Raw genomic sequence first — 13,807 nt, forward strand, 5'->3', positions numbered from 1 at the left:
GCTTACTTCAGCGGCGGGGCGTAGATCAGGCCGCCGTCTTTCCAGAGCGCGTTCTGCCCCCGGGCCAGGTTCATCGGCGAGCCCGAGCCGAGATTGCGATCGTAAACCTCGCCATAGTTCCCGACCTGGCTGACGATCTGGTAGATCCAGTCGGCATTCAGCCCGAGAGGCGCACCGATATCCGTGTCGCCGGCACCGAGCAGCCGCTTGATCGTATCCGACCCGGTCTCCCGCATGTCGTCGACATTCCCGGACGTGATGCCCATTTCCTCGGCGGTCACCATGGCATGCACGGTCCAGGCGACGATGTCCTTCCAGCGCGCATCGTCCTGCCGCACGACCGGCCCCATCGGGTCCTTGTCGAAGATCTTCGGGAGGATGACATAGTCTTCCGGGTTCGGCGCGAGCGTGGCGCGGGTCGAGGCCAGCCCCGAGGATGACTGGATATGCGCGTCGCAGCGCCCGGCAAAGAACGCCGAAGACAGTTCCTTGGCATCCTGGAAGACAATCGGCGTGTAGTTCAGCCCGCGTTCGGAGAACACCGACTCGACGACCTGTTCCGCGGTCGTTCCCGGCAGGACGCAGATTGCGGCGCCGTCCAGCTCCTCGATGGAGGTAACGCCCAGGTCGGCGGGGACCATGAAGCCCTGTCCGTCATAGAAGGTGATCGCCGCGAAATCCACGCCCAGCTCGCCGTCACGGCTGTAGGTCATGGTGGTGTTCCGGGTCAGGACATCGATCTCGCCGGTCTGCAGGGCGGTAAACCGGGTCTGCGAGGTGGTCTTGACGAACTCGGTCGCTTCCGCGTCGCCCAGCGTGGCGGCGGCAATCGCACGGCAGGTGTCCACGTCGAGCCCCTGCCAGCGGCCCTGGCTGTCGATCGAGGAAAAGCCCGCGCGCGAGCCGTTGACGCCGCAGGTCACCTTCCCGGCGGCCTGGACGTTCTCCAGGGTGTCGGCAGCGGCAGGCTGGCCGAATGCCAGAAGCGCGCTGGCGGACAATATGATGGCGGTTCTCATCTCGTGGTCTCCTTGTTGATTTCTTGTGGTTTCTTTGGCTCGGTGTCGTCCCCGTATTTCAGAAGAAGATCTGGCGGCGTCATGAGCAGCCGTGTGCGGATCTCGTGGCCGGCCCGCAGGTGGCTCTGCATCTCGGCCTGGGCCGCGTCGGCATCGCCGGACATGATCGCGCGCGAGATGCGGTGGTGCTCGACGATGGAGGCCTTGGTGCGGCCGATCTCCTGTCCCTCGGTGAGGGATAGCGAAACCTCGATCATCAGGCGCACCTGGCTGTACTGGCGGATCAGCAGCCGGTTTCTGGCGGAGTTGACGATCTCGTTGTGAAATTCATGACCGATCTGGCGGTAGTGCTGCGCAGCGGCTTCGTTCAGCTCTTCGCCGTCATAGGCGGCAAATTCGGCATCGAGCTCGCGCAGGCGCTGGCTGGGCCCGCGCATGGCCGCAAGCGAGGCCGCCGCGGATTCCAGCGCGAAGCGGACCTCGAAGATCTCGCGGACCTCTTCCAGCCCCAGCCTGCGCACCACGCTGCCATGCTTCGGCACGATGGCGATCAGCCCGTCCCGGTGCAGGTCCTGAAGCGCCTCGCGGATGGGGGTGCGTCCGAGGCCGGTCCGCTGGGCCAGCGAACGCTCCGAGACCTGCGCGTCCGGTTCGATCGCACCGGAGGCGATCAGGCCGACGATCAGCTTCTTCGCTTCATCGCGATCGAGCGCCATCACGCCGCCCTTCGGACGGTCTGCATGACGTCGAGCGCGCGGTCGGCATCCTCGTCGATGTTGTAGGCATGGGTGCCAAAGCGCAGCTGACCCCGGCGCACGGTGTGGGCGATGCGCGCCTCGGCAAGCGCTGCCGAGAGATCGGTGACCCAGCGGGTGTCCGAGTATCCGTGCCCGCCGGCATCGAGCGGCCCTGCCGTCACCAGATGCGACACTTCGGCGGGGCCGGGCATGGCCACGTCGGGCAGGCCCAGCTCGACCATCCCCGTGCGCAGCCGCGCGGCAACATCCAGCGCCCGGGCCTCGACCGTTTCGGCGCCGAGCTGCGCCAGCAGGGCCATGGCGGCATCGGCGGCATAGGCCCCGGCGAGGTTGTAGCTTCCGACCTCGAAGCGCCGTGCATCCGGCTGGAGGCGGTATGCCTCGGAGCCCATGGCGGAATGATCCTCGTTGTCGGAGGCGACGGCCGGACGCGAGAGATAGGCCGGCCGCAATCGATCGAGGCATCGGGCGGAGACGAACTGGAAGCCGAAACCATAGAGCCCGAGCAGGCCCTTGCTTGTCGATGTCACGAAGACATCGACGTTTTCGGCATGCAGATCGTGCTGCAGGATCCCGGCCGTCTGCACGCCGTCCACCACGAGAAGCGCGTCCCTGCGGTGCGCAGCCTGGCCCAGCCTCTCCAGATCCGCGCGGAAACCGGGGGCGAAGCTGACGGAAGCGCAGGTGAGGACCCGGGTCCTGTCGTCCATCGCGCCGATCAGCGCCGCATAGTCGAGGCGGCCATCGCGTGCGGGAATGCTGCGCAGTTCGACGCCGCGCTCGCGCAGCCTCAGCCACGGATACGCGTTGTTGGGATGCTCGAGATCCAGCGACAGCACGACATTGTCGCCCTCTCTCCAGTCGACCGCCCAGATCGTCGCGTTGATCCCGTCCGAGACGTTCCGGCCGACCGCGATCTCTTCGGGGCGTGCGCCCACCAGGGCGGCGAAGCGTTCGCGGCAGGCGGTCACCCGCGTCTCGTGCTGTGTCCGCGACGCGGAGGCATCGGCAAGCGCGTCGAGGAAGGTTTCGACCTCGGCGCGCACCTGCCGGTGGAGGATCATCTTGTCGCAGATCGACAGGTAGGTCTGGTTCCGAAGCGCCGGAAACCCTTCGCGAAACGGGATGGTTGCATGTGTCATCACGGTCCTCTCCCCGATTTCGGTAGCAAGAGGTAACTGGCATGTCAATGGTGTGTCAGAGCCGGGCGGGCCTGGAATGGCGGCTGCCCGGGCGCCGCAGCATCAGCACCGGATCTCGAGCTGGACCGGTGCGTCCGGGGCCGGGGACGGCGCCTTCGCCTTCGGCGCTCCCTCGGCCGCAACCAGGGTCGCGCTCGCCGGCCTTGCCGGTCTCGACGTTCCGATGCCCGAGGCCAGCGAAGGGTTGCAGCGATGCCCCTCATGCCCGGCAGGAAGGCCGCGACCTTCCCCGGTGCCCTCCGCCCTTTCGCGGTCGGCGGCGCGACGAGGGCCGGTAGCAGCCCGCTCGCGGAGCTTTCGGCGGCCATCGCCGCTCCGGCAAATGCCGTGGCGGGCCGGCCGCTGGCGCCGGTCTCCCCTACGGGCGTTGCACGGCGCACCTTGCGGCGCGTCTCGCGACGCTACCGAGCTTGGGAATCCAGGTCATGCGAACATGCCAGGCGCGCCTTTGGACCCAGGCGCAACTGTCCTTCGAACTGCTAGCCCTCGAGGCTTCGGGTGCGCTGCGGGCGGCGCTCCCGACATGGCGTGGAGGGTGGGGCCGGGCAGGGAGGTTCAGTCCGGCGGGCCGGCCGTGCGCAGGTCGGCGATCCGGGCCTCGAGATCCGCGGGACCGGCGCATCTGCCATCGAAGTTCGACCCGAACTTCGCCGCGGAACTGGCCGGGTCCTGTTCGCGCAGGCTGCGGATCGCGGCCCGCGCCTCCTCCATGCGGCCAAGGCAGACGGAGATCGCCGCCAGCGTGCGGTTCGCAGATCCGGGCGGGCTCGGCATCCGGTGCAGCGCCGCCAGGGCCTCGCCGCACCGGCCCGACGAGTAGAGCGTCCGTCCGGGGTTCCAGTGGAACCGGTCGGGGTGGTGCGGGGCGAGGCGCATCGCGTTCAGCAGCCGGTCGGCGGCCTCCTCGAACCTGCCGAGATGGCCGCGCCGTTCGGCATGGGGGGCCATCACGTGGCTGGCATCGGGGTTGAGCGCCAGGGTCTTCCCGAACGCCGCCATCGCCCGGCCGCGCTCGCCGGCATGCATCAGGACATTGGCCAGGGCGAAATGCGCGTGCTCGCTCGGCGGCGCCAGGCGCAGCGCGGTCTCGGCCGCGTCCCGGGCGCGGGCCGGCGCCTCGGCGCGGCCGAGATCGGTCCGGCCCCGGCGGATTCCGTTGATGTGGACCCATGCGAGGCCGGAATGGGCAAAGGCCATGTCGGGGTCAGCCGCGAGCGCGGCCGCGTATTCCAGCCGTGCCCGGCAGGAGCCCTCCCGGGTCGGCGCGCGGAAGCTGCGGACCGCCGCGAGCGCGTGCTCGAACGCCTCGAGGCCGGCCGGGTCGGCCTTCATCGCGGCCTCGCCGTCGATCCTGTGCAGCGTCTCGCCGAGCGTCGCCGCGACCGAGGCCGCGATCCTGTCCCGGAACTGGAAGATGTCGGACATGTCGCCGCCGTCGCTGCGCGCCCAGAGATGGTTGCCGGCCCGCGCGTCGATGAGCCGGACCGTGGCCCGCAGCCGGTCGCCAGCCTTCTGCCGGCTGCCCTCGGGGACGCAGCGGACGCCGGGGTCCCCCGCGATGGCGCGCAGATCCGCCCGGGTGTCCCGATAGTGGAAGCCGGAATTGCGGGCGACGACGAACAGCCCGGAAAGGCGCGACGGCTCGGTGATGATCGCCTCCGCGATCGCGCCGCCGAGAAAGCCGCGGTCCTTGCCATAGCCGAGACCGTCGAGCGGAAGCATGGCGATCGGCGGCCGCGAGGGCAGGGCGCGCCGCGGCGCGGAAACCGGCCGTTCCGGCCCCTGCCACCAGGTCACCGCGCCGGCGAGGCCGGCGAGCGCGATGGCGACGGCGCCGGCCAGGCGGAGGCGCCGCCATGATCCGGGCGGGGGCGCGCCGCGCCCGCGGCCCGCCACCGGGTCCGGCGCGATCTGCCGCGAGAGGATGCGGGCCTGCAGGTCGCCGGTCCCGCCGGACGGGAGCGCGTCGAGGTCGTCCTCGAGCTGCTGGCGCAATGCCTCGAACGCCTCGGCGGCGGCGCCGACCTGCCCCCGCCTGGCATGGCGCAGCATCGGCCCGCGGCCCGCGGCCTCGTTGCAGGGATCGGGCGAGAGCGGCCGGCGCGCTGTCTGTGCATGGGTTGCCGAGGCGGGCCTGTCCGCGCCGGTCGCCAGCAGCTCGGAGAGACCGTTCGCGGCAAGCTGGTCGAGACGGCGCCGCTCCGCCTCCAGCCCGTCGCCGAACGCCGGCGTCGGCGCCGCACCGCCGTCGAGCAGGGGGCCGCGGTGGAGCCGCGCCGCCTCGGCGAGGCTGTGGGGGTCGCCGCTGGCCGCGAGCGCGGCGAAGGCGACGGCATCGACGCAGGTGTGCCCGGAATTGGGCCCGGCCGTCCCCCCTTAGGCCAGCAGGGCATCGCAGCCCGGTTCCGCGCGCGTTCTGCGGATGGAATGGAGCGCCCGGCTCGGCGACGCATCCGCGCGCCTGTCCGGCTTGTCGCCCCGGAGGAGGGCTGCCGCGCGGTCCCGGCCGGCGGCGTGGCCGCCGTTCAGCGCAAGCCAGGCCAGAAGCGCCTGCGCCTTCCGGTTGGTGAACGCCATGGGCCCCGGTTCACGCGACCGCGCCTCGAAACCTCCGGACAGGGCAAGCACCCGCTCTGCCATGACCGGATGGCCGCCGGTCTTCTCGCTTTCACATCTTACCTAGGGAAATCTGCCTGGGATGAGGGGTGCTCGATGCGCCGTTGAGCGGGCCATGAGAGCGGCGGGCCAAGCTTGCGGCTCCACCAGCCGAGCATTCAAGGGAGCATCCCATGCCGATCACCCGCATCGGGAACCCCGTCCCCGCCGCCTGTCCCGGCTCGCGGCTGCGGTTGTCCTTCCGGCCATGCCCGCCCGCGCCGGCGAGGCATCGGGCGAGATCACGATTGCTGCCGATCCGAAGGCGGTTGGGAGCCATATCGGGCCGTCCTGCGCGATCTCCGGGTGGTATCCGGGCATCGCGGGCGGCAAGCACGAGGAGATCTCCGGCGCGACGCATCGCCGGCTGGTCACCGCCGATGGCGCGGTGTTCCTCGAGACGCTGCTCGAGCACGACGACGAGGCGATGCGCTACAGCTGCACCATCGAGGAGGGGCCGCTGCCCGTCACCGACGACAGCGCGACGCGGCGGGTGGAGCCCTCCGGGGGCAAGGCCCGCGCCTCCCGGAGCGGGAACTTCGCGGCGAAGGGCACCGCCGGGGAAGCGGCGATCTCGCTGATGTCGGGCGTCCACGATGCCGGCCCCGCGGCGATCCGCGAGACGGTCCCCCACCAGCGGACGCTGGCTTCACCATCCGGACAGCAGCACCTGCCGCCCGGCCTCCGGCGCTGGCGCGGCGGGGCTCCGCGGCGGCCGCGCCCGGGGTGTGCCTGCCGGTTGTCGATCCGAGGACGGAGATCATGCGCCCGGGCCGGAGCGACGCTGCGCCAGGGTTCTGCCATCGCAGAGGTTCGCGGACCGCGCCTTCTTTGCGGCGATGCCCTTGGCAGGCGGCCATGGCCGGCCTGCGGAGAGGGCTGCCGCCTGCCGGATCGTCGGCATGATCCGGAGGCGCGCGGTCCGTGCTAGAATTCGGGCCCTGGCGGAAGGAGATGCACAGATGCGGCAGTTTGCAATGCGCGGCGCGATCGCGACCCTCTGCATGGCCATCATGCTCGGCGCTGCCGGGCCGGGGGGCCTGCGGGCTGCAGACGCCGTCTGCGGCGAGCCGGACGAGCCCTGCACCCTGGCCGGCGGTGAATACTACGTCGCCCTGCCCGAGGCAGCGGCGGCGCCGCCGGCGGTGATCTGGCTGCACGGCTTCGGCCGGTCCGGCAGGGCGATGATCCGGAAGCCCGACTATGTGGAGCCGTTCCGTCGCCGGGGCTATGCCGTGATCATGCCGAGCGGCCAGCCCGGGATCAGCGCGAAGAACCTCGACTGGGGCGTGGCCGACGGCTACGACCTGCCGCGCGACGACATCGCCTTTCTCGGCGCGGTGCGCGCCGACGCGGTGGCGCGCTTCGGCCTCGACCCGGCGCGGATACTGATCGCGGGCTTCTCCCGCGGCGGCTCAATGGTCTGGGACGTCGCCTGCCATGCGCCGGAGCTGGCGCGGGGCTTTGCCGCTGCGGCCGGGGCGTTCTGGGAGCCCATGACCGCCGGATGCGCCGCGCCGGTGCACCTGTTCCACGTCCACGGCTTCAAGGACCGGATGGTGCCGTTCGAGGGCCGCGCGCTGACATGGGAGGGCGTCGATTTCGCCCAGGGCAACGTCATGAAGGGGGTGGATGTCTGGCGCCGCGAGAACGCCTGCATGGGCAGCGCCGAGAACAGCTTCGGCGATGACGGGTCGATGCAGAAGGACTGGGCGAAATGCGCTGCCGGATCGATCCGGCTGAGGCTGACACGGGGCGGGCACGGCGTGCCGGAGGGATGGCGGGAGGCCGTGCTCGACTGGTTCGAGGCGCTGGACTGAGCCGCCCGGCCGCCTGCCGCCATCCGTCACCCCAGCCCGGCGGGGACGTGCAGGGCGTTGCTCCATTGCCGCGGCGACTGCCCGTACATGCGCTTGAACTCCCGGCTGAACTGGGACGGGCTGACATAGCCCACATGCATCGCGGCTTCGTTCACGGTCATGCCCGCGGCGATCTTCATTGCGGCATTGCCGAGGCGCATCGACTTCACGAACTGGATGGGGGACATCGCCGTCGCCTGCTTGAACTTGCGGTGGAACACCGCCCGGCTCATGCCCGCGCGCCGGGCCATGTCGTCGATCGAGATCGGCGCGTCCAGGTTGGACGACACATGCGCGATGGAGCGGGCGATGGCATTGCCCGCGCCAAAGGCGTGCCGCGCGAAGGCGCCCGCTTCGCCCTTCAGGATCGCGTAGTGGAGCTCGCGCAGCCGCGCGCCGCCAAGCACCGCCGTGTCCGCCCGGCTCCGTCCCAGTTGCAGCAGCCGTAGCAGCGCCTCCGAAAAGGCCGCGTCCCAGCTTGCGAACCTGATCCCGTGCGCGGGCAGGTTCCCCCTGGGCATCGGCGCGCCGGCCCCGGCGGTTTCCATCTCCACGGTCAGTTCGGTCATCGCGCGCTGATCGAGGGCAATGGAAACGCCGAGAAGCGGGTTGTCCGGCGATGCGGCAGGCGTGCCGGCCTGCACCGGCATCGACATCGGGCAGCACAGGTAGCGGCTGGCGTCGTAGACGCGCCTTTCGCCATCCAGCACGGCCTCCTTCGACCCGCTCACGATGGCGATGACGCTGGGCTCGTAGACCGCCGGGGCGCAGGGAACCGGGGTGCTGACCCGGAACAGCCGCACGCCCGTCACGCCGGTCTCGATCAGCCCGTCCTCCCGGAGGAGGTCTTCGATGAGGTGCCTGATCTGCTGTCTGCTCATGCGGGCACCCTAGTGCCGCCATCCCCGCCGGGGCAACCGTGCCGATACGATCAGGCAAGTATTCGCGACGATCTCGCCTGTTTCGGGGCGGGGGCGAGATTTATCTGCGTTCTCGGCAAGGCAGGCCCGCATCCCGCGGCGCAGCGACCGCCGCCGAAAGGAGCACGACCATGAGAGATACCCGGTTCGGACCGCAGGGCTGGACGCCGGAGCGGCTCGGCTCGCTGGCCGGCAGGACCTATGTCATCACCGGCGCCAATGCCGGCACCGGCTTCCAGGCCGCGCGCATCCTTCTGTCGAAGGGCGCCAGGGTGGTGATGCTGAACCGCAGCGCCGAGAAGTCGGCCGTCGCCATCCGTGCCCTGAAGGAGGAATTCGGCGCGGGCGCCGAGGTGAGCCTCGTGCGCACGGACCTTGCCGATCTTGCCAGCGTGCGCGCCGCGGCGGACGAGGTGCTCGGCACCGTTCCCCGGATCGACGCGCTGATCTGCAACGCCGCGATCGCCCAGGTGCCGACACGGAGGCTCACCGTCGACGGCTTCGAAAGCCAGCTCGGCACCAATCATTACGGCCATTTCGTGCTTTGCGGGATGCTGTTCGACCGCATCGAGGAGGCCAGGGGCCGGATCGTCGTCGTGGCCAGCCTCGGCTACAGGCTCGGAACCAGGGCAATCCAGTTCGACGACATGAACTGGGACAGGAAATACAGCGCCAATTCCGCCTACAGCCAGAGCAAGCTGGCGCAGATGATGTTTGCCTACGAGTTGCAGGACCGGATCAGGGCGGCGAACAGGCATGTCGAAGTTTATGTCTGCCATCCGGGCGCGTCCGCGACGTCGCTGATCAGCACCAGCGGCGGCCCTCTGACGCGGCTTGCCTGGTGGCTCATGACCAGGACGCCAATGGTCCAGACCGCCGAACGCGGCGCCTATCCCGAAGTGATGTGCGCGACGGAGAACGGCCTCGAACAGCGCGCCCTGCACGGCCCCACGGGCCGCATGGAAACCGTCGGGCCCGTCGGCAGGGGCACGCTGGAGCCCCATGCCCACGACAAGGCCGCGATGGAACGCTTGTGGGAGCGGTCGGAGCAGGACACCGGCTTCAGCTGGTGACTGTCTCCCCGGAAGAGTGCCGCGCCAAACCGGGGTTCGCCGCGTCGACGGTGTGGCGGAGCGTGGCCGCCTCGCCGGCGCCGAGATGGCCGAAGCCGGACCTGCCGCTGCCGAAGCTCCGGTCGAGCGCGCATGTCCCCGCCGAAGCGCGGCTCGCCGTCCTCTAGCGCGCCCGCATGGCGAGGAACCGGCGGCCGGACGACGCGACCCGGTTCCCGGTCGGGTCGGCAAGACCCCCGCCCGCCGCGAGGCTGCCGATGACGCTCTCCCGGCCGTCGAGGAAATCGGTGCCTTCGACCGCGGTGACGAAGGCGCTCGCCAGCGGCGCGTCGGTCCCGGTCAGGGGCTCCGGACGGATCTCGGTGCCGAAGCCGGTCGGATCGTCGGTGCCGGAGACGACGAGGCGGATCTCTGCGCTGTCGGTGCCGCCCTCGCCGAGATGGCCGGAGCCGTCGTCCGAGGTCGGGCTCCAGCCGACCGTGCTGGCGGTGTCTCCGGGCGCATCGGCCGGGTCCAGGCCGTCTGCGGGCGGCGGTGAAGGTGGCGGCATCGTCCGGGATCGGCCCGGAGAGCGTGCCGCCGACCGCGGAGAAGCCGACATGGGCCGCATCGAACGGGTCCGGGTCGCGGACCGGGAAGCCGCCGCCCGCGTCGATCGGATCGCCATCGCCTATGACGACGATCGGCGCCATATCACCAGGCGGCATCGCGATGCCGGGCGGATCGGTGCGGTTCCCGACAGCGCCGCCGAGGCCCTGGCTCCGGGTGCGGGCGCTGCCGTCGCCGAGCGTGACCGGATAGCGCAGGCTCACCGCCCCAGGCCGGCCGAGATGGTCGCAGCGCGCGCCCCTGCCCGCGAAGCGCCAGTCAAACCGGATCTCCTCCGCGATCGGGTCCGGGCGCAGGGTGGCGACGCCATCGGTGAGCCCGGGCAGGTCGGGGACGCGGATGTCTTCCAGCCTGTCCTCCGGGGGCAGGCCGTTCCTTGCCCCGGCGCCGTCGAGGAAATCGGCCGTCGCGGTTACGGTCACGGTCACGGTGTCGGGGCGGTCGATCTCGCGGACGAGACGCTCCCCGCCGACATCGAGGACACCGGCCGCGGGCCCGTCCGGCCCGCGTGCCGGCCTGCCCGCGTCCTCGCCCTCGTCGACGGTGACGGCCGGCATCGCAAGACCCGACCGGATCGGGGCCGGGTGTTCCGCGCGCCGGAGCGCGGGATCGAGACGGCCCCGGTCACGGTCGCACCGGCGCTGTCCCCGGCCATGATCGTGTCGTCGATCCGCTGGGCGGCTTCGGTGGTGACGCCGGCCATGCCCAGCGCGTCGTGAAACACCTCGTCGGTGCGGAACTCCCGTCCGGAGCGGCAGGGCCCGCCACCCGCATCGCCGATCGGGGCCGCGACATCATCGCGGCCGCCATCGCCGGTGCCAGCGAGACGAACACGTTGGCCCCGTCCTGCGTCAGCGCGCGATCCGTGCTGAAACGGTCGGCGGCGGCGACGGTCGTGGTCGTACCGAAGATCGGATCGACCACGGCGTCCCGGTCGACCGGCGAGCGCCCGCTTCCGGCCAGCAGCTCCGCCGCCGCGGCATCGTTGCCGAAGCAGGCGGCCGTCACCGTGTCGCGCGGCCCGGCGATGATCTGCGGCCCGTCATCGGTGCCGTTGATGGTGACGGGGATCCCGCGGGTGGCGAACGCCGAAGGCGTCCTGCGCCACCAGGCTATGGATCGGGTCGATGCGGTCGCCGAGCGCGAGGTCGCCGAACGCTTCCGGCGCCGGGTCGAACGGCCCGGGCAGCACACCCTCGGTGCCGGTGCCGGAGGGATCGCCGGTGAAGGCGGTCGGCCCGATGTCCACGGCGGTGCGCTCGATGCCGTCATGATCCCGGATCGCCAGCGCGCCGGGGCCGGCGGCGATCGGCAGGTCGGTCCCGCCGGTCTCCAGGCGCGCGGCGGTGACGATCTCCGGCGGCCGGTTGCCGACGATCGGCACCGCGATGTCGCGGGCGCCGGCGAGCCCCCGCGCATCGGTCGCCGGCAGGGTGAAGGTCGGCCCGTGTTCCGCGCCGCCGCCGAAATGGTCGAAGCTGCCGGCATCGGGGGTGAAGGACCGGCCGAAGGGTTCCGGCATGCCGGTGCCGCCGAGCAGCCGCGGCGATATCGGCACCGTGAGGACGGCGCGCGGCGCGGCGTCGCCGAGGCCAGCCGCCGGATTGCCGTCGGCGGCCACCCCGTCGCGGATCGCGAGCGGGCCGCTGTCGCCCGGCCCGGTCCCGGTTTCCTCGAGGGTGCCGAACGCGCTCTGGCCGGGGGCGAGACGATGACCGGCAGGGTGCGGGCGCCGACCGGGGCGATCGAACCGCGTGCACGCCAATGTCGTTCGGCGCGCCGCTACCGTCGGTCGCGCGGAGGATGGGGTCGAGCACCGGCTCGACGCTGCCGGACAGCAACGCCAAGTCGGCGGGATCGGCGTCGAAGATCCAGGCGAAGCCGCCACTCGCCCCCGCCAGCGCCGCGCCGTTTCAGCGGTGGCCGTTGTCCGGCGGGGGATGCCGGTCACCGTGGCGCCGACGCTGACGCCGAGATTCGGGTCCGACAGGCAGCGTGCCGCCGGCGTCGTGGCCGCCGGCGCCGGTCGGGATCGTGGTGGCGTCGCTGCCACCCGCGTCGGCGGCGACGTCGGGCGCGGTGTTCCTGCCGGGCGATCAGGGTGCCGAGCGCGCCCTCGCCGGCCGTGACGGTCTGGACCAGGCCGCGATCGACCCGCGCGACCGAGCGGTCCTCCGCCGCGTCGTTCGCGGGCAGGTCGGTCGAGGCGGTCTGGTTCTCCGCCGCGGTCAGGCGGTCGGCCGCGCTCTGGCCGAGATGCGTGGCGGTCCGGCTGCGGGCGCTGTCGCAGAAGGCTCCGTCCGAGGTGTCGTGCACCGCGATATCCGTCGTTGAGCGCAGGTCGCGGGAGAGCGATCTGCCGGTGCTGCGCCGCAGGAAGCCCGTCTGCCGTCGCCGGGACCGGTCACCGTGCCCGCGCGGAACGGGCTGCCGGTCGCCGCGTCATGCGCGGCGCCGGGCACGACCCGCGACGACGAAAGATCCGGCCGGCGCCGTTCCCGTCGGCGAGATCGAAGAACAGCCCGCCGAGATCGCCGATCTCGCCCGCCGCAAGCGCCATCAGGTCGAAACGCAGCTCTCCCGCATCGGTCCCGTTGACGGTTGCGCGTGGCCTGGCCTCCCCCTCGATCCGGAAGACCGGGTGCATTCAGGCGTGAGGCGCAACACCGCTGACGGATGCGGTATTCGTCCGTCGCGAAACAGAAAAGCGGTGCTGCCATGTCAGGATACGTGCATCTCTCTCCGTCCAAAAGGGACCGGATTGCCGATCTGAGGGCTTCGGGCCGGAGCTTGCGGGCGATTGCCGGAGCGCTCGGTCGGTCGTCGTCGACCATCAGCCATGAACTCCGGCGCACTGCGTGTGCGCGCGGCGCCTACCGGCCGCGCATCGCCGATGGCAGCTATCTGCTCCGCCGTCAGCGTGCGGCGGTGCTCGAGCCGGACGCCGTGCTCGCCGGCTACGTGACCGGTCGCTTGGCCGAGGGCTGGACGCCAGCACCGCCGGGGCGGAGATCGGCCGCCTCGCCGAAGGGGACGGGCAGGGGAGTTGCCGCCGGAGTGAAGACCCGCGGTGGCCGGACCGCTCGCGCGGCTCGCGCCGCCGTCTCCCGCGCCGAACCATCGCCGGACCGGGTGCGTTGGGCGACCTGCCCGCGTGCCGCCGGCGCGGGCCCCGGCGCGCCGGGTTCAAGGCGGGTTTCCGAGCTCCGGTGGCGGGCTGTGGCGGGCGCATTGGCGGGTGAAGGTCGGAGGGCCGTTCGTCGCGGCGTGATTGGCGGCAGGTTTCGAGGCGTCGGCTCGTCCATGCGGACGAGGATGAAGACCAAAAAGGGCTCGACGGTCGCGAGCGTTCCTTGGGCGTTGAAGCGTGGGAAGCCCGACGAAGGGTAAAGGACAGGGGCAGGGACGGGGCGGAAGGCGCGGGGCCGGGATCGCGGCGGATCTGGAGACGGGCGGGATGCCCGGGGCCGCCTGCGGGACGCCGGTTGCGGCGGGCAGGGCGAAGGTCGCGAGCGAGATCGCGGCGCGGGTGACGTCGCTGGTCGGCAGGCTGGCGCGGCCGGCGGCGCTGGCGTGACCGGGGCCGGGGCTGCGCTGCGCGGGCCTCGCGATTCCGGGAAGGGAGGTGCGGCGCCCGCCGGGCGGGGAGCATGGGCGGGCACCCGCGGCGGCGCCCGCCGGGCGGGGAGCATGGGCGGGCACCCGCGGCGGC

Annotated in this window: 14 protein-coding genes and 1 pseudogene; 5 read left to right on the plus strand and 10 right to left on the minus strand. The window is 71.7% G+C overall.

The window, feature by feature from the left end; genetic code table 11:
* Positions 1 to 2: 2 nt before the first annotated feature.
* The 5 genes and pseudogenes from QSJ97_RS21930 to QSJ97_RS21950 all read right to left on the minus strand — a co-directional run bounded on the left by QSJ97_RS21930 (position 3) and on the right by QSJ97_RS21950 (position 5,556).
* Positions 3 to 1,019 (minus strand): amino acid ABC transporter substrate-binding protein, encoded by a 1,017-nt coding sequence (locus QSJ97_RS21930; RefSeq protein ID WP_285674470.1) that lies wholly within the window; start codon positions 1,017 to 1,019, stop codon positions 3 to 5.
* Positions 1,016 to 1,735 (minus strand): GntR family transcriptional regulator, encoded by a 720-nt coding sequence (locus QSJ97_RS21935; RefSeq protein WP_285674471.1) that lies wholly within the window; start codon positions 1,733 to 1,735, stop codon positions 1,016 to 1,018. Before QSJ97_RS21935 ends, QSJ97_RS21930 begins: the two co-directional genes overlap by 4 nt.
* Positions 1,735 to 2,967 (minus strand): aminotransferase class V-fold PLP-dependent enzyme, encoded by a 1,233-nt coding sequence (locus QSJ97_RS21940; RefSeq protein ID WP_285674472.1) that lies wholly within the window; start codon positions 2,965 to 2,967, stop codon positions 1,735 to 1,737. The genes QSJ97_RS21935 and QSJ97_RS21940 overlap by 1 nt, the downstream gene beginning before the upstream one ends.
* A gap of 567 nt (positions 2,968 to 3,534) precedes the next feature.
* Positions 3,535 to 5,265 (minus strand): annotated as a pseudogene (locus QSJ97_RS21945) (BTAD domain-containing putative transcriptional regulator); the annotation flags it as partial.
* 90 nt (positions 5,266 to 5,355) lie between these two features.
* Positions 5,356 to 5,556: a hypothetical protein gene (locus tag QSJ97_RS21950; RefSeq protein ID WP_285674473.1), complete on the minus strand. Its 201-nt coding sequence runs from the start codon at positions 5,554 to 5,556 to the stop codon at positions 5,356 to 5,358.
* Between the two features lie 286 nt (positions 5,557 to 5,842).
* Here QSJ97_RS21950 and QSJ97_RS21955 point away from each other — a divergent pair, with 286 nt between their 5' ends.
* Entirely contained in the window at positions 5,843 to 6,565 is a 723-nt protein-coding gene (locus QSJ97_RS21955) for an SRPBCC family protein (protein WP_285674474.1), read from the plus strand.
* A gap of 31 nt (positions 6,566 to 6,596) precedes the next feature.
* Positions 6,597 to 7,454, plus strand: coding sequence for a CE1 family esterase (locus tag QSJ97_RS21960; RefSeq protein WP_285674475.1), 858 nt, complete (start codon positions 6,597 to 6,599; stop codon positions 7,452 to 7,454).
* 26 nt (positions 7,455 to 7,480) lie between these two features.
* Here the strand turns inward: QSJ97_RS21960 and QSJ97_RS21965 are convergent, their stop codons facing one another.
* Entirely contained in the window at positions 7,481 to 8,374 is an 894-nt protein-coding gene (locus QSJ97_RS21965) for an AraC family transcriptional regulator (RefSeq protein WP_285674476.1), read from the minus strand.
* A 170-nt stretch (positions 8,375 to 8,544) separates the two neighbouring features.
* Here QSJ97_RS21965 and QSJ97_RS21970 point away from each other — a divergent pair, with 170 nt between their 5' ends.
* Entirely contained in the window at positions 8,545 to 9,486 is a 942-nt protein-coding gene (locus tag QSJ97_RS21970; RefSeq protein WP_285674478.1) for an SDR family oxidoreductase, read from the plus strand.
* Positions 9,487 to 9,649: 163 nt separating this feature from the next.
* On the opposite strand, the gene QSJ97_RS21975 is transcribed toward QSJ97_RS21970, so the two are convergent.
* A complete protein-coding gene (locus QSJ97_RS21975) occupies positions 9,650 to 10,036 on the minus strand; it encodes a hypothetical protein (protein WP_285674479.1) in 387 nt (128 codons plus the stop codon).
* Positions 10,037 to 10,085: 49 nt separating this feature from the next.
* Between QSJ97_RS21975 and QSJ97_RS21980 the strand changes: the two genes are divergently transcribed.
* Positions 10,086 to 10,814 (plus strand): hypothetical protein, encoded by a 729-nt coding sequence (locus QSJ97_RS21980; protein ID WP_285674482.1) that lies wholly within the window; start codon positions 10,086 to 10,088, stop codon positions 10,812 to 10,814.
* 323 nt (positions 10,815 to 11,137) lie between these two features.
* Here QSJ97_RS21980 and QSJ97_RS21985 read toward each other — a convergent pair whose 3' ends face one another.
* From QSJ97_RS21985 to QSJ97_RS21995, 3 genes are all read right to left on the minus strand, one after another.
* On the minus strand, positions 11,138 to 12,046 hold the full coding sequence (locus QSJ97_RS21985) for a hypothetical protein (protein ID WP_285674484.1): 909 nt from the start codon (positions 12,044 to 12,046) through the stop codon (positions 11,138 to 11,140).
* On the minus strand, positions 12,043 to 12,411 hold the full coding sequence (locus QSJ97_RS21990; protein ID WP_285674486.1) for a hypothetical protein: 369 nt from the start codon (positions 12,409 to 12,411) through the stop codon (positions 12,043 to 12,045). Before QSJ97_RS21990 ends, QSJ97_RS21985 begins: the two co-directional genes overlap by 4 nt.
* 88 nt (positions 12,412 to 12,499) lie before the next feature.
* Positions 12,500 to 12,742 (minus strand): hypothetical protein, encoded by a 243-nt coding sequence (locus tag QSJ97_RS21995; protein WP_285674488.1) that lies wholly within the window; start codon positions 12,740 to 12,742, stop codon positions 12,500 to 12,502.
* A 71-nt stretch (positions 12,743 to 12,813) separates the two neighbouring features.
* On the opposite strand from QSJ97_RS21995, the gene QSJ97_RS25100 reads away from it, so the two are divergent.
* Positions 12,814 to 13,485, plus strand: coding sequence for a helix-turn-helix domain-containing protein (locus QSJ97_RS25100; protein WP_352231132.1), 672 nt, complete (start codon positions 12,814 to 12,816; stop codon positions 13,483 to 13,485).
* Positions 13,486 to 13,807 lie beyond the last annotated feature (322 nt).

It is taken from the genome of Paralimibaculum aggregatum (assembly GCF_030270585.1).
Lineage (GTDB): Bacteria > Pseudomonadota > Alphaproteobacteria > Rhodobacterales > Rhodobacteraceae > Thermohalobaculum > Thermohalobaculum aggregatum.